The sequence below is a fragment of the Pseudoalteromonas sp. JSTW genome (assembly GCF_013423925.1).
GTDB classification, from domain to species: domain Bacteria; phylum Pseudomonadota; class Gammaproteobacteria; order Enterobacterales; family Alteromonadaceae; genus Pseudoalteromonas; species Pseudoalteromonas lipolytica.
On the sequence record NZ_CP058972.1, the window covers coordinates 3597181 to 3612500 of the forward strand.

At 42.1% G+C, this 15320-nt stretch carries 13 protein-coding genes and 2 rRNA genes (1 of these 15 running past the window's edge); 6 read left to right on the forward strand and 9 right to left on the reverse strand.

The genetic code is table 11. From position 1 onward, the window contains the following. Nucleotides 1–46: 46 nt before the first annotated feature. Complete coding sequence (locus GZH31_RS16155) at nt 47–1192, reverse strand: DUF1624 domain-containing protein (RefSeq protein WP_180311250.1); 1146 nt, start codon at nt 1190–1192, stop codon at nt 47–49. After that, nucleotides 1182–3266, reverse strand: coding sequence for a TonB-dependent siderophore receptor (locus GZH31_RS16160; RefSeq protein WP_180311251.1), 2085 nt, complete (start codon nt 3264–3266; stop codon nt 1182–1184). Before GZH31_RS16160 ends, GZH31_RS16155 begins: the two co-directional genes overlap by 11 nt. Nucleotides 3267–3445: 179 nt before the next feature. Between GZH31_RS16160 and GZH31_RS16165 the strand changes: the two genes are divergently transcribed. Both GZH31_RS16165 and GZH31_RS16170 read left to right on the forward strand, forming a co-directional pair. After that, nucleotides 3446–3910 (forward strand): energy transducer TonB, encoded by a 465-nt coding sequence (locus GZH31_RS16165; protein WP_180311252.1) that lies wholly within the window; start codon nt 3446–3448, stop codon nt 3908–3910. 85 nt (nt 3911–3995) lie between these two features. After that, nucleotides 3996–4241 (forward strand): DUF3297 family protein, encoded by a 246-nt coding sequence (locus GZH31_RS16170; RefSeq protein ID WP_174403901.1) that lies wholly within the window; start codon nt 3996–3998, stop codon nt 4239–4241. Between the two features lie 54 nt (nt 4242–4295). Here the strand turns inward: GZH31_RS16170 and GZH31_RS16175 are convergent, their stop codons facing one another. The 4 genes from GZH31_RS16175 to GZH31_RS16190 all read right to left on the reverse strand — a co-directional run bounded on the left by GZH31_RS16175 (nt 4296) and on the right by GZH31_RS16190 (nt 9723). Beyond that, the gene (locus GZH31_RS16175) at nt 4296–5591 is read right to left on the reverse strand and encodes a DEAD/DEAH box helicase (protein ID WP_180311253.1); all 1296 of its coding nucleotides are present in this window, start codon (nt 5589–5591) and stop codon (nt 4296–4298) included. Between the two features lie 168 nt (nt 5592–5759). Next, complete coding sequence (locus GZH31_RS16180) at nt 5760–6944, reverse strand: alpha/beta hydrolase-fold protein (protein WP_374027189.1); 1185 nt, start codon at nt 6942–6944, stop codon at nt 5760–5762. 101 nt (nt 6945–7045) lie between these two features. Continuing rightward, the gene (glmS, locus tag GZH31_RS16185) at nt 7046–8866 is read right to left on the reverse strand and encodes a glutamine--fructose-6-phosphate transaminase (isomerizing) (protein WP_118843855.1); all 1821 of its coding nucleotides are present in this window, start codon (nt 8864–8866) and stop codon (nt 7046–7048) included. Between the two features lie 95 nt (nt 8867–8961). After that, nucleotides 8962–9723, reverse strand: coding sequence for a DeoR/GlpR family DNA-binding transcription regulator (locus tag GZH31_RS16190; RefSeq protein WP_036973640.1), 762 nt, complete (start codon nt 9721–9723; stop codon nt 8962–8964). A 154-nt stretch (nt 9724–9877) separates the two neighbouring features. Between GZH31_RS16190 and GZH31_RS16195 the strand changes: the two genes are divergently transcribed. The 4 genes from GZH31_RS16195 (at nt 9878) to GZH31_RS16210 (ending at nt 13316) form a co-directional block, all read left to right on the forward strand. Then, a complete protein-coding gene (locus GZH31_RS16195) occupies nt 9878–10405 on the forward strand; it encodes a sugar O-acetyltransferase (RefSeq protein ID WP_180311254.1) in 528 nt (175 codons plus the stop codon). A 133-nt stretch (nt 10406–10538) separates the two neighbouring features. Beyond that, entirely contained in the window at nt 10539–11078 is a 540-nt protein-coding gene (locus GZH31_RS16200) for a hypothetical protein (protein ID WP_036973642.1), read from the forward strand. Between the two features lie 118 nt (nt 11079–11196). Continuing rightward, on the forward strand, nt 11197–12471 hold the full coding sequence (locus GZH31_RS16205) for a LysM peptidoglycan-binding domain-containing protein (RefSeq protein WP_180311255.1): 1275 nt from the start codon (nt 11197–11199) through the stop codon (nt 12469–12471). A 92-nt stretch (nt 12472–12563) separates the two neighbouring features. Further along, nucleotides 12564–13316, forward strand: a complete 753-nt coding sequence (locus GZH31_RS16210) for a hypothetical protein (protein ID WP_180311256.1) — start codon at nt 12564–12566, stop codon at nt 13314–13316. Between the two features lie 291 nt (nt 13317–13607). Here GZH31_RS16210 and GZH31_RS16215 read toward each other — a convergent pair whose 3' ends face one another. From GZH31_RS16215 to GZH31_RS16225, 3 genes are all read right to left on the reverse strand, one after another. After that, nucleotides 13608–14642: an IS110 family transposase gene (locus tag GZH31_RS16215; protein ID WP_143104617.1), complete on the reverse strand. Its 1035-nt coding sequence runs from the start codon at nt 14640–14642 to the stop codon at nt 13608–13610. A 213-nt stretch (nt 14643–14855) separates the two neighbouring features. Further along, a 5S ribosomal RNA gene (gene rrf / locus GZH31_RS16220) occupies nt 14856–14970 on the reverse strand. A 187-nt stretch (nt 14971–15157) separates the two neighbouring features. Beyond that, nucleotides 15158–15320: ribosomal RNA gene (locus GZH31_RS16225) — 23S ribosomal RNA — on the reverse strand (it continues 2723 nt past the right edge of the window).

Here is a 15320-nt window from a genome sequence, read left to right on the forward strand (position 1 = left end):
AGTTAAGAAGTAATGCCGATATGCTTGCATATCGGCATTTTTCATTTTACAAATACTTAAGCCACGGTTTTTTAGTTTTACGTTTGTATTCACTAAACTTTTTGGTTGGCCAATAGAGTCCAATTATTAAGAGTAAAGTAATTAACCAAACACTTGATATATCACTTACCCCAAAATAGTGCCCTTGGTTTGCCCCCCATATCAACATACCGACTTGATACATGGCGAGCAGCACATACAGGTGTAATATATAAAAAAACATAGGCACAGAACCATAAACGCGCAGCGCATTGGTCACGCGGTTAAGGGGTCGCTCAAACGCCCATAAACCGAGAAACATCCCCGCCAAGGTTATCAATAAAAAGTTTAATGATGGCGGATACTTCGTTACATTGAATACCGACATGATCGTTTCTGTGGTGGTGCTAAAGGTTTGCCAAGGCAACGTTTCACCATAAATATTAAAACCACGCAGTACCGCGAATAATCCTACACATAATAGTGCTAACAGCAGCAATGCTCGTTTACGCGACTGCGCTTTTTGCGTATGTGCATATAGTGGCCCTGCGCAATAACCCAGTAAAATCACACCAATCCACGGCAATACAGGGTAGCTAATTTTTACGTCAATTAAGCCACCTTGTGATAAATAACCTCGATCATGCAAAATCGTCCACAGCGAATAACCAAACTCATCGGGCGTGAAACTGATTGGAGTAAGTAAGTTATGGCCGAATACAATCACTAAACCAAGGACGAGTAATACCCTCTGAGGTAGCTTTATAAGTAAAGCAAGCACCAACATACACAAGCCAATAGCCCACATCACTTGAAGCCAAATCGTGTAGTAATACCCCATCCACGAAAAGCAAATTAACGTTACTTCAAGCGCAATTAAAAACAGCCCTCGTTTTACTAAAAAGCCGCGAGCAGAGCGTGCGACACCCGTTGCTGGGTGACTGTACAACCACGCCGACAGCCCCGTTAAAAAGATAAAGGTTGGTGCACAAAAGTGGGCCGCAAAACGACTCCAAAATAAGCTGGGTGAAGTAACATCAACGTCCATCGGATCAGACACTTGCATATGCAAAAAGAAGCGTTCTCTGACATGATCTAGGAGCATAATTAAAATAACGACCCCCCGCATAATGTCGATACTATGAATACGACTTTTAAGCTGCTCAGAAGTCATAGCTCACCCCCAGTTTAAATTGCGTTGGCGCTCCAGGATAAGCCCACAGTGCATTGTAGCTACTGGCAATATATTTTTCGTTAAAGATATTATCGACATTTAGTGACACGGTTGTTTGCTCTGTTGCACGCCATTTTGCGAATAAACCCACTAATTGATAGCGTGGGATGCGAAAAGTTAAATCGGCAGGGTCCCCTAAACGATCTGACACATATTGATAATGCCCCCCGACCTTAAGCTCTTGAGAAAATAGTGTCAGATCATGATTAAAACTTGCAGAAAAGTTATTCTTTGGCACGTTAACAAGCGGGCTGCCCTTTGGAATAGGCACTATCCACTCAACATTTAAACTGTCTGTTGCTGTCTCAGCGTCAACATATGCATAAGATAGGTTGTACTCAGTGTTCGCGCCCAGTGAGCCTGTTAAATCAAGCTCAACACCTTTACTTTTGGCTTTGCCTATTGGGGCTGAATACCCCACATTAACAGGATCTGCCACCAGCATATTGCTCTTAGTCGCATCAAATATTGCCACTGTACCAGTGATTTTTTCGCTGCTAAATTTCACACCGACTTCGAACGAGTCACTCTCTTCAAAGCCAAATGGCTTACCTTCAGCGTCGGTGCCACTTAACGGTAAAAAACCCTCTGAGTAACTTGAGTACAGATTAATGTTATCGTTTAGCACGTACACCATACCAAAACGTGGGCTAATACGATTTTTTTTACTGTGTGATGCAACGCCCGACTTCGTTTCGAAAATATCTTGTTCTATTTCATCAAAACGTAACCCAACCATCACTTTTAGGTTGTCAGTTATATCTAACTGATCTTGTATATAAAGACCGTAAGCACGTTGTTCCTCATTGTTCTCATATTGCATACCCATTTCAGGGCCTTCGATAGGCGTGTAATCTGGCTCATGGATATCAATTGTATAAGTGCCATAACCACCGCGGTAACGATATAACCCTGTACGTAACTCGTATTCATATGCATCAGCACCGAATAAAACATGATTGGTAATACTTGCAATATCAAACTGACCGCTCAGCTCAAAACGCACGGAAACATCCTCAGATTCATAATCTCGATAGCGGTGCTGGCGCGTTAAGGTTGTTCCATCATCAAATAATGATTGGCGCGATGGCGATAATTCCGCATCTGAAGACTCACCAGTTAAAGTGGCTGCACGATAATTAGCGCCAGCAAGTAATGACCAATCATTATTAAAATTATAGTTATAGTTGAGTTGATGGCCTCTGGAGTGAACTTTTGTTGGCGCATCATTTGGGTTACCTAAAAAGCGTGACTCCGGCACAGTCTCAATATTGCCATTAAGAATCACAACGCCTCGGTCGTACATTTGTTGTTGGTCAACATATTCAAACTCATAGGTGAGCGATGAGTTATCAGTCACTTGATAGTAAAGCGAAGGTGTAATCACTAATTTATCGTGGTGCACATAATCACGAAAACTATCGCTGTCTTGCCACGCACCATTAATGCGAAACGCTAAATCATCAGTCACACCATTGGTATAATCACCTTGAACTCGCTTGTGTTCATCACTGCCCAGTTCAGCCTTAAACTGGCCTTGTTGGTAAAACTGTGGCTTTTTAGTAATAATATTAATAGTACCACCCGGTTCAGAACGACCATAAAGCGCAGAGCCAGGCCCTTTTAACACCTCAATGTATTCAATATTCGACACATCTCTTGGCCCTGCAAAGCCTTTTCCACCACTAAAGCCATTAATTAAATACCCCGAAGGCATGTTTTCATTACCAGACAAACCGCGAATAGAGTAGCTATCCCACAAGCCCCCTCCATTATTTTTACGGCTGATACTCGCCGAAAAATCGAGCGCATCACGAAACTTAGTTATGCCATTATCAGTGAGCATATCTTTACTTAAGGTCGTGATCGATTGCGGTAGCTCTTTGGCGGGTATATCCCCCCGAAACGCTTGCTTGTGTTCAATAGTAATAGTTTCTATATCACTGTTATCAGTCGCATTCACAGCCGTGCTTATTACAACAGCTAAACTAAGGGGAAGGGTTGAAAACGTCATAGGTTGGTACTTCAAAAAGATTAAACGATTATTTGTTATAAAATAACACAAATAATCGTGTTGATATAGTATAACAAATCATTTTGTTACTGTTTTATACCCACACCACTTATTTACATCCGGCTTTCTTATCTTTAGTATTTATCGCTGAACAAAAAACAAACATGTTACGGATGACTATGTACAAATCGCTATTCGCACTATCACTGGCTTGCACATCTGTAAGCGCATACGCCAACCCAGACTTATCACGTAAAGTACCGTTTGTGGATATTCAAGCACAGGTACTTGATACCTCAGCCGGTGAGCTAACATGGCAGCGACTGCAGCAAATTCCAAATGTTCAATACCCTCGTGAGCTTTTAAATAAGCAAGGCAGTGGTTGCGCGATTGTTAATTTTAAAGTCACACCACAAGGCCAAGTAAAAGCGATAAATATTGAAAAATCTGCACCTAAGCGATACAGCAAAGAAGTCAGAAAAGCCGCAAGGGAAATCGTCAGAGACTGGCGCTGGCCAGAGCGCACCGATGAGCAGGTGGTTGATTTAACCATGCGTTTTGACTACTGCCTAACCCATGATTTCGATAAAAAGAGTGATGCCATTGCACAGTGTATAGATCATTCAGCGCAAGCGTGTGAGTAAACAACAAATTTGCACCACTGATACTTGAGCGAATGCGCGGTATTGCCTACAATGGCGCACAATTTATTCAATGCAGATCGCAACTATGACCGATACAACAAAACCAGCACTACCCGATCAACTTTCTATCAACCCACGTAGCAAATTTTATGTAGAAGAAGTATTCGAACATGAAATTGGTGTAAAACTAAACGGTAAAGAGCGTTTTGACGTAGAAGAATACTGCATCAGCGAAGGCTGGATCAAAATTGCAGCACCTAAAGCACTAGACCGTCGCGGCCAGCCATTACTTATGAAAGTAAAAGGCACTGTTGAGGTTTTTTATAAGTAAACTCTGTCTTACTGTAAATGAACAAGCCGACTTTCGTCGGCTTGTTCATTTTTGTTACTTACGACGCCAGCTACTCCAAACATCGTCTTCTTTGTTCACTTTATTTTTCTTCTTTTTCTTACCCGTGCCTTCCGGTTTTGCCATTGGCTTATCGCTTTTAAGCGCCTGTGCAGCATCAAGGTTTGCTTTATTCACTTCAAAACCTCCCACTTGCTCTCGCTCCAAGCGTAACTTATTTTTCTTTTCGATGATTCTAAAGTGATGAAAGTCTTCATAATCAATCAGTGATAACGCTAAACCCACTTCACCAGCACGGCCACTTCGACCAATGCGATGCATGTAATCAGCGGGGCTGCGCGGTAAATTAAAGTTAATCACCACTGGCAGTTTTTCAATATCTAAACCACGGGCAGCAATATCAGTGGCAATTAGTACGTCAATTTCACCCGCTTTGAATTTCTCGATTACACGTGTACGCTCGCTTTGGCCTTTATCGCCATGGAATACTTGTGCGCTAATACCGCGTTTTTCTAGTTTATTGGCTAAGTGCTCACAGTCTTTTTTGGCGTTCACAAAAATAAGTGCTTGGCGCCATTGCTGCTGTTTAATTAAATGCGCTAAAACGGTGGTTTTCTCGCCTTTATTTACCGTGAATACACGCTGCACCAAGGTGCTTTCATCTTTGTTTTGTAACTGAATCTCTAGCGGATTTTTTAACAGCTCTTGCGTTAATAGCATTACTTGCTCAGGGAACGTAGCTGAAAACAACATCGTTTGCTTTTTAGCAGGCATTAACGCCAACAACTCAGCAAGCTCTTCTGTAAAACCAAGGCTCAATAGTCGGTCAGCTTCATCAAGCACTAAGGTGTTTACTTTATCTAGCTTAATGGCATTGCTTGAAATTAAGTCGAGCAAACGCCCAGGAGTTGCCACAATAATATCGGCACCGCCGCGTAGTGCCTGCATTTGTGTATTAACCGACACCCCACCAAATACAGCCATCGTTTTAATCGCGCCATTAAAATAAGCAGAATACGATTTAACATTATCAGCCACTTGCGTTGCAAGCTCACGCGTCGGCACCAAAATAAGCGCCGATACATAGTTACCTTTAGCATCTCGCTTTAATGCACCCTGTGATATTTTTTGCAATATAGGTAGTGCAAACGCCGCTGTTTTACCTGAGCCCGTATTCGCTCCTGCAATTAAGTCATGTCCCGCCAAGATACTTGGAATTGCTTTTGCCTGAATAGGTGTAGGCTGGGTATATTCAAGATCAGACAATCGAGCAACTAGCTCTGGAATAAGGCCAAGTGCATTGAAATTACTAGGGTTTGAGGCTGAGGTCATAAAGGTGTGGGCTCATTACTAAAATAGCCTGCAATTTTAACGCATTTATTGCCCGGTAAGTAGGGATTAGTGATTTAAATACCTTTTAGATGATAGCCACTGGTTTATGATAATTGCTCAATATTAAAAGAGGCACTTAAAAAGCCAACAACTAAGTTGGCCATATTATTAACTCTTACTCAACTGTGCTTCTAACCTCGTTTTTGTCTCTTTTAAGTAATCTAGATAGGGGTAAGTGTCATCTGCGACCGCTATTGCAGCTTCGATTTGAACCAGAGCTTGTCGAGTATTACCTTGCATTTCATAGCCATATGACAAAGCTGACAGTGCATACGCTGATTTAGGATAGTTTTTGATATTGTACTTAAACACCTCAATAGCCCGCTCAAATTGCTGGTTATCCGTTAAGCTGTAACCTAGTAGCCTAACAGCACGGTCTGGTGGCGCTATTTGCTCGCCCCATTGCTGAGATAAGCGTTGATAATAAGCATCAATTGATGAAACATCATCGCTCAATGCACTCAAAGGCATCTGTTTAGATAAAAATAAGCCATGGTAAGCATTAAATGCTCCGGCAGCTGAGGTTAAGTTATGCGAAACGCCAGCAAAGGCGTCGCTCTTAAAACGCAGATTTTGCACCTTACTATTTTGCATAGTTTGCTGCATATCATCGTATCTTTCGCGCATAATGCCGGCTTCTTCACCGATATTTATATATACATAGCTGTTGATACTGTTGGCTTTAGTAACAAAGGTTTTCAAGCTCTTAGCCGGAGCGCCATAGTTCCACCATACCGCGGGGCTATAAGCAATATGCGCTTGAAATAGCTCTGGCTTAGCCTGCATAGCGTAAAGAGCAAATACACCAGCAGCTGAGGCTCCCGCAATAACGCTATAATCATGAGTGCGATACTGTTTATTAACCAGAGGCATCAGTTCTTGCTCTACGAAAGCTAAAAACTTTGCTGCACCACCGCCCTCGCCAACGGGTCCTTGCGGTTCTTTGTTCACGGTGGGATAAAAATCTCTAAGTCGATTGGTGCTTTCAATCGCGACTACAATCACCTCTGGCGCTTGGTCATCTTGTTGTAAGCGCTCAAGCACTGCATTAATTAATGGCACATTACCAGCCCCATCTAAACGATATATAACGGGATATTTCTTATTTGGATGAGTTTGATAGCTTTTCGGTAATTGCACAACGACAGTGCGCTGCTCATTAAGCATACTTGATTCAAAAGTATGCGTTTGTTGGCTGTAATTTATAACCGGCTCATCTACCGCTGGTTGAGCCATTACATGGTTAGTACAGAGTAAAAAACCGCTAATACAGAGTAACTTAAATAATCGCACGACTTATCCTTAAGAAATATTGGTAATTTTTTAAGCTAACAGAATTACAGGTATAAAAAAAGGCGCCTAGAACGCCTTTTTAAAAATTCAACTAATTGATTTTACTCAACTGTCACCGATTTCGCTAGGTTACGTGGTTGGTCTACGTCGGTACCTTTAATCACCGCTACGTAGTATGAAAGTAACTGTAGTGGAATTGTATATACAACTGGTGCAATCACGTCATCAACATGGTTTACGTTGATCACACGCATTGTTTCGTCAGATTCGAAGTGTGAATCTTTATCTGCGAATACATAAATAATACCGCCACGAGCACGTACTTCTTCTACGTTTGATTTAAGCTTTTCAAGTAGCTCGTTGTTGGGTGCTACAACAATAATTGGCATGTCGGCATCAATTAAAGCTAGCGGGCCATGTTTAAGTTCACCTGCTGCGTATGCTTCCGCGTGAATGTATGAAATTTCTTTCAGCTTAAGCGCACCTTCCATCGCGATTGGGTATTGTGAGCCACGACCTAAGAATAGTGAGTGGTGCTTGTCGGCAAATTCTTCTGCTAACTCTTCAATGCCATCCGCTAATAACAATGCTTCTTCAAGCTTGTTAGGGAGTGTTTTAATTGCATTGACAATTACACGTTGGTCGAGGCCTTTTTCTTGCGCAATAGACGCTGTTAGCATTAGTAAGCCAACAAGTTGTGTTGTGAAGGCTTTCGTTGATGCAACGCCAATTTCGGCACCCGCTTTCGTCATAAAGGCTAAATCAGATTCACGTACTAAAGATGAACCTGGTACGTTACAAATGGTCATCGATGCCATGTAACCTTGCTGTTTAGCTAATCGCAATGCAGCTAGGGTATCAGCTGTTTCACCTGACTGAGAAATTGTGACTAATAAGCTATTTTCATGCACAAATGATTCGCGGTAACGGAACTCAGACGCAATCTCAACGTTACAACTCACACCCGCAAACTGTTCAAGCCAGTAACGAGCCACCATTCCTGAGTGATAAGACGTACCACAGGCAATAATTTGCACGTGTTTTACATCTTTAAAGATTTGCTGGGCACTGTCGCCAAAGGCATCAATCGCTACAGTGTCATTAACAAGGCGACCTTCAAGTGTATTACGAACCGCAAGTGGCTGTTCGTAAATTTCTTTCAGCATGTAATGACGATATTCGCCTTTACCTGATGCATCTTGAGTGATGTTTGATTCAATCACTTCACGCTCTACAGCTTCGCCATTCGCATCAAAAATTTCCACGCTATCACGGGTAATACGCGCTACATCACCTTCTTCAAGGTAAATAAAGCTGCGTGTAACAGGTAGTAAGGCAAGTTGGTCAGATGCAATAAAGTTCTCACCGAGACCTAAACCAATCACCAGTGGGCTACCTGAGCGCGCGACGATGATTTCGTTGTCGTTCGCTTTATCGAAAACAACAGTACCAAATGCACCTTCAAACTGCTTAACTGCAGCTTGTACTGCTGCTAATAGCGTGTCATGTTGCTGACGTAACTGGTGAATAAGGTGCACCATTACTTCGGTATCAGTTTCTGATAAAAACTCATACCCATCGCCTTTTAACGCTTCACGTAGGCTGGCATGGTTTTCAATAATACCATTATGAACAAGGGCAATTTCGCTTTTTGAAATATGCGGGTGCGCATTGGCCTCTGTTACACCACCATGCGTTGCCCAACGCGTATGTGCAATACCGGTAGTGCCATTAACAGCGGCATTATTAAGTGCAGCTTCTAAGTTTGCAACCTTACCCACTGCTTTAACTGTGTTTAGTTCATTACCTTTAAGTAAAGCCACACCTGCTGAGTCATAGCCACGGTATTCAAGGCGCTTTAAGCCTTCAACAAGAATTTTATTTACTGGGCGTTCTGCAACAGCCCCAACGATTCCACACATAATCTCTCCTTTTGCACATGCCAAAGTGTTTTACTTTGGGCAGTATGTGTTGTCATAAAATTTATGTAATAAGGTGTTGTCGGTCTTATTACGGGTTATTCAATGTCTGCACAAATCAGCTGCACACCACATTTTCTTATCGCCTCGCGTTTCTCTTCGCTAAGGTTGTTGTCTGTGATAAGTGTGGTAATTTGCTGCCAAGGCAGTTCTAAATTCGGTATTTTTCGGCCTATTTTATCTGACTCAACAAGAACAACGACTTCACGAGCCGATTCAGCCATTACTTGGCTAAGGCCCACTAATTCATTAAAGGTCGTTGTGCCTCTATCTACATCAATGCCATCGGCACCAATAAACAGTTGGTCAAAGTCATAAGAGCGCAAAACGTTCTCTGCAACTTGGCCTTGAAACGATTCTGAATGCGGATCCCAGGTGCCGCCGGTCATCAATAATGTCGGTTCGTTTTCCAGCGCTAATAAACGGTTAGCTACTTTAATAGCGTTTGTCATTACTACTAGGCCACGTTTACTTGCAAGCTCAGGGATCATGGCAGCCGTTGTGCGACCACTGTCTATGATCACTCTGTTATGATCTTTAATAAGGCCCGCAGCCGCTTTAGCGATTGCGATTTTACGTACTGAGTCTTCTTCATCACTCACAATCTCTTGCGGTAATGCAATAGCCCCACCATAGCGGCGCAGTAATAAGCCACTTTTTTCAAGCGCTGTTAAATCTTTACGAATGGTCACTTCGGAGGTTTGAAACTGCTCAGCCAGCGCTTCAACGGCTACTTCGCCAAGTTCATTAACCTGACTTAATATTGTATGACGACGTTGTTGAGTGTTTCGTTTTGTCATTAACCTGATCACATAAGTTTCGTTTCGAAAGTTACGGGATTTTAAACGAAACAATATAAATGGCAAGTGAATGTTTTATAACCCCACTAAGTTTATTTTGATCTCTGACTTTTACGCGATAAGCTATCTTTAGAATTTACTAAGACTGATCACCATGAAAGAGTTTAATAGCCTAGATAAACCCCTGATTGAACAGCGTAAAAACGCACATGAGATTTGCCGTTTATTTGCCAAAAGTCCCAGTAAAGGCAATTTAAAACGACTAAAAGGCATGTTTGCTCAGTGTGGTGAACAGGTCGTTATTGAAGCGGGTTTTCATTGTGATTATGGCAGTGGTATTAAAATAGGTGATCGAACCTTCATAAATATTAACTGTACTGTGCTTGATGCGCCGCTATCAGATGCGCAAATTACCATAGGCAATGACTGCTTAATTGGCCCTAATGTGCAAATTCTTGCAGTATCGCATGCAGTAACCCCCACCGAGCGTTTAGCTAAAGCTAATTTTGCAGCGCCGATTAGCATTGGTAATAATGTATGGATTGGTGCAGGCGCGATTATACTTGCAGGTATTAAAGTTGCTGATAATGCCGTAGTTGGCGCAGGGGCAATAGTAACTAAAGATGTCGCGGCAAATACCCTGGTAGCAGGTAACCCCGCAGTGAAGATTAAAGACCTTTAAAAATTACAATATAGCGATATTAAATTGAGCACACATTGTCGGCTAACCTGCCAATTTAGAACATTTTCTTACAATTAGAACTCACCAAGATTGATATTATTGTACCCATTACAGTTAATGGATTAAATTCAATATGAAATATCTCGGCTTAGCACTTTTTGCACCACTTGCCTTAATTCCTTCTACAAGCTTTGCAGGGGTTTATGACAACCCAAATATAAACCTGTTTGTGAAGTCAGAACGTAATAGCACTGATTCAATCACCTCGGCAGGTGTCGAATTTATGGCTAAAAATAACAACAGCAATTTTGGCGCAGCATTGACAACAGCGCTTGGGTCAGCTGAAGTGTTTACTAAAAAAGGTGATCGGGAGACATTTTTAACCCTCGATACTGGCATAAAATTTGGCTATTTCAGTGACTTTTTTGTCTATGGCGAAGTGGGCTTAGATTTAATTGAGCTTGCTTTCTACGACGACCGAAAAGACCATGACTATAACGACCGCTTCGATGACGATAACAATAGTATCGATGGCTATGTGGGTGTTGGTATAGGCGTGGACTCTAAGCCATTCAGAATAGAGATCTATGCCAGAGCCCGAGAAATAGACAGCCGCTATTGGGAGGCACAAAACCATGGTTATGCTGGGTTACAAGTTAGTATTTCGTTTTAATTTCAATTGGGTGAGTGAGTTAGCACGTTGTTAATCTAATGGTCATTTTTAGCTCACCCTATGTTAAGCTTAGGCGCTTTAGTTTACCCGCACCTAAGTTAACGGAGTATTTTAATACGTGTTTTTAAATCGATTTTTAGGCCTTGTTGTTTGTCTTATTGTAACAGGCTGTCAGACTGCCCCTGAGTCTCTTACTGAAAAGAAGCCCATAATTAAGGCAAATCCAGATACTGTGGTTACAGAATCTAAAACAGAACAAGTAGATGCGGTGCCACCGCTAAAACCAAGTGAACTTGAAGATGTGTGGCAGCGTATTCGCGTTCAACTGCAGTTTAGCGATTCAAGTCATCCTGATGTACAAAAGCGCATTGCTTGGTACCTTACTCATCCGAATTATATGGAAGAAATAAGCCGCCGTGCAGCGCCGTATTTGTATCATATCGTCACAGCAGTAGAAAACCGTGACTTACCCATAGAACTTGCCCTAATGCCGCTTATAGAGAGCGATTTTGATGCCAGTGCCTATTCGCACAAGCATGCATCGGGTTTATGGCAACTTACTCCTTCAATCGCCAAATACTTTAAAGTAAAAATTACTCCTTGGTATGATGGTCGCCAAGATGTGATTGACAGCACACGTGCAGCTCTCGATTTTATAGAGTATCTTTATAAACGCTTTGATGGCGATTGGTATCATGCTATTGCTGCCTACAATATCGGTGAGGGGCGAGTGTTACAAGCCATTGCTCGTAATCAAAAGCAAGGTAAACCAACCGATTTTTTCAACTTAAAACTACCATCACAAACTCGTCAATATGTGCCCAAGCTGCTCGCTGCTGCACAGTTGCTTAAACATCAAAAAATGGTCTTTCCGTCGATTAAAAATGAAGAAGCAATTAGCATCTTGCCTGTGTCAGGGGCTGTGATCTTAGCTGACAAAGCAAAATGGCAAGAACTCGAAGAGTTAAACCATGGCGTAATTCGCTACCCTGCAGTAATAGATGCGCCACATATTGTGGTACCAAAAGATCAACAGTCAACTTTTAAAACACTGTTAGCAAATCAGAAAAGTAATGATTACAGCCAGTGGCAACATTACACCGTAAAACGCGGCGATAGCTTAAGCGTAATAGCAAAACGTTATAAAGTGACAGTCAGCCAGCTTAAAACCTTTAATAGCTTAAAAACGAACACTATTCGCGTAGGTCAAAAACTTATATTACCGCAATTAGCTGATCAACAAATTGAATACAAAGTAAGATCTGGCGACAGCTTATGGAAAATAGCAAAGCAATACAAAGTCAGCATAACAAAACTAAAGCAATGGAATAACCTTTCTAGAGATAGTCTAAGAGTAGGCGAAAAGCTCACCGTATTTATCTCAAATAGTTAATACCAAATCAGGGAGTTTTACTCCCTGTCTCTTTTATATATCCAATTAAAGTTGTATCTTTAGTAGTCTATAAAAATAACAACGACAAAGTCATGGATAATCAACAAAAGGACGTCACCGAATCAACTCTTGAGACACATCAGCAAGAGGCAAGCGATGATCACCAACCAAAATCAACCACGGCAAGCACTAACCCCGACGACTCTAAACAGCCTAAAGCTTGGTTTACCAATGAGCGCCTAAACCTCTTTCTCGCACTGTGTGCCATTATTATTTCAGCAGCGTCTTTTTATGCCACATACCTGCAAGCAAATGCTGCAGAACGACAAGTAAAAGCCGCCACATGGCCTTGGCTTGAAGTTATGACGGGGAATTATGATGAAGAAAAAAATCTACCTGAAATCACCTTTGTACTCACTAATTCAGGATCAGGACCTGCGATAGTAAAGTATGTGAAGTATCACTATAACGACCAATCATATTTAGATATCTATAAAGTAATTTCTGCATGCTGTTTTGATACACAAGCATATGAAACACAGCTACAAACTCTGCAAGATGATTCTCCCAACATAAATATTTTCGAAGCTTTTGGCTGGATTATGACGAGTGCCAGTGATAACCGGTTACTGGCATCTGGCAGCAAACTTAAACTTTTTGGTTTCAAGCGAACGGGATTTAATGAAACTCAATGGGACAAAGTAAACAAGCAACGTAATAGCATCAAAACCGAGATCTGCTATTGCTCTTTACTAGAACAATGCTACCTAAGCGATGGCCGCGCAGATGTAAAAGAAATAGAACAGTGTGATATATCAAGTAATTCGCCAGAGACAGCGCTGTGAATGTCAGGGGTGTTGTATGAAGGGCATATCAGATACTTTCGGCACTAAAGTGCCTTATATGGACTCCTCCTATTGCACAATACCCTTCGTTAATTTTGTTAGACTGCGTACTTATATGCGGGCTCATAATGAGGAGCTACCTCGGCCCTATGATGTATTCGCGCCCTTGTGCCTCTTCTCCTACTCGGTGTTTTAACACACTAATCACTTTACAGGCTATCAAGGGTGGGTCTAACCGCTTAACGCAGGTTCTTGGTCAATACAGTTATTTTTGTTATCGAAGACTAAATATTAATTTGCTAGTAGGCTTGGTTCATAACGCGTGCCCTTTTTCAGCATGGCATACGCCGTCCGAACTGTTTTATTTGCTAACGCAATGGCGGCGCACTTCACACCGCGTCTTTCAACTAATGCTTTGAGCCATTGCTCTTTTTTCGTTTTTGGCTCGCGATGCTTTAACTGACTGATGACCGCTCTGGCCCCCAGAAATAAGTGACTTCGTAATATCATCTCTCCGCGGTATTTGGCTATATGACCTATTCGCACTTTTCCACCACTTGAGTGCTGACGTGGGGTGACGCCAATATTGGCTGCTGCATTACGTCCGCTCGTAAAATGGGTTGTGTCACTTAAGCTAATTAATAAACCAACCGCGGTGATAGGCCCTACGCCCTCAAGAGCCAGTAAGCGTTCACATTGCTCATCTTGTTTTACTAAGCCTGTCAGTAACTCATTTAATGTTTCTTTTAATGTTGATTGGGCTTTAAATAATTCATAGCACTGCGCTATACACTGCCTTAAACCAGCGGTTAACCCATTATCGCTATCTTCTAAAATCTCAGGGATAGCCTGCCTAAACGCGCATTCTGATTGCTTGATTACAATTCCAAATTCAAGTAACAAGCCTCTGATTTGATTCGCCAACTGCCGTTTCTGCTTTTCAGCTAACGCACGCATTCGCTCTATCGACTGTAGGCTTTGCTGTGCTTGTGTCAGTGATTTACACGGGCGAACATTGGGTGAGAAAGAAGCCGCAGCTATTGCAATAACATCGTTTGCATCTGTTTTCTGGCCAATCCTAAATGCTTTGACAAATCGAGGGTCTAGAATCACGACTTCATGACCAACACTACGCGCCTTGCGTGCCCAATAATGAGCACCGCCACATGATTCCATAACAACTTTACAACGAGGAGACGTGGTGAGTATCGACAGTAGCTCTTTTCTGCTTACCGCTTTATTACTTTGTAGTTTTTGATGAAAAAATTGACCGACTTGAAAAACATTTTTTGCCAAGTCGATACAAATTAAGTTAAATTTTGACATGTATGGATTCCTTATTGGTAAAAGTGGTTTTGCAATTTCTTTATACCGTACTTACCCTATTTAGGGGAGGAGTCCATACATCTCCTACGTCTCTTCACCTTGCGTTTATGCCTACAAGGATATAGGTCGTAGGGGGTCTTGGTTGGGTATTTTATTTTTCTACAGGCAACAAAAAACCCGCTGCATTGCTGCAACGGGTTTCTCTAATTAGGAGCCTGGCGATGTCCTACTTTCACATGGCAAATGCCACACTATCATCGGCGCTGTTTCGTTTCACTACTGAGTTCGGCATGGGGTCAGGTGGGTCCAAAACGCTATTGTCACCAAGCAAAATGCGTGGAAAGGATTCTCGACAAAGCGCATCGCGCTTACGAGTCCTTTGCGCAAGGTGAACTGATTTCGCATTAAGCGCTGCGGTTCACCCTACATAAAATTCGGAAATCTGATAATCGTAAATCTACTTTAGTATACTAACTTCTGTCTGTTACGCTGTCATAAAACGCGTTTGGCGTTGTATGGTTAAGCCTCACGGGTAATTAGTACAGGTTAGCTTAATGGCTCACACCACTTCCACATCCTGCCTATCAACGTTGTAGTCTTCAACGGCCCTTCAGAGACTTTAAAAGTCTAGTGAGAACTCATCTCGAGGCCTGCTTCGCGCTTAGATGCTTTCAGCGC

Coding starts and splice junctions, on each gene's coding strand:
- GZH31_RS16155 (WP_180311250.1), bottom strand. CDS start 1,192: ATGACTTCTGAGCAGCTTAAAAGTCGTATTCATAGTATCGACATTATG.
- GZH31_RS16160 (WP_180311251.1), bottom strand. CDS start 3,266: ATGACGTTTTCAACCCTTCCCCTTAGTTTAGCTGTTGTAATAAGCACG.
- GZH31_RS16165 (WP_180311252.1), top strand. CDS start 3,446: ATGTACAAATCGCTATTCGCACTATCACTGGCTTGCACATCTGTAAGC.
- GZH31_RS16170 (WP_174403901.1), top strand. CDS start 3,996: ATGACCGATACAACAAAACCAGCACTACCCGATCAACTTTCTATCAAC.
- GZH31_RS16175 (WP_180311253.1), bottom strand. CDS start 5,591: ATGACCTCAGCCTCAAACCCTAGTAATTTCAATGCACTTGGCCTTATT.
- glmS (WP_118843855.1), bottom strand. CDS start 8,866: ATGTGTGGAATCGTTGGGGCTGTTGCAGAACGCCCAGTAAATAAAATT.
- GZH31_RS16190 (WP_036973640.1), bottom strand. CDS start 9,723: ATGACAAAACGAAACACTCAACAACGTCGTCATACAATATTAAGTCAG.
- GZH31_RS16195 (WP_180311254.1), top strand. CDS start 9,878: ATGAAAGAGTTTAATAGCCTAGATAAACCCCTGATTGAACAGCGTAAA.
- GZH31_RS16200 (WP_036973642.1), top strand. CDS start 10,539: ATGAAATATCTCGGCTTAGCACTTTTTGCACCACTTGCCTTAATTCCT.
- GZH31_RS16210 (WP_180311256.1), top strand. CDS start 12,564: ATGGATAATCAACAAAAGGACGTCACCGAATCAACTCTTGAGACACAT.
- GZH31_RS16215 (WP_143104617.1), bottom strand. CDS start 14,642: ATGTCAAAATTTAACTTAATTTGTATCGACTTGGCAAAAAATGTTTTT.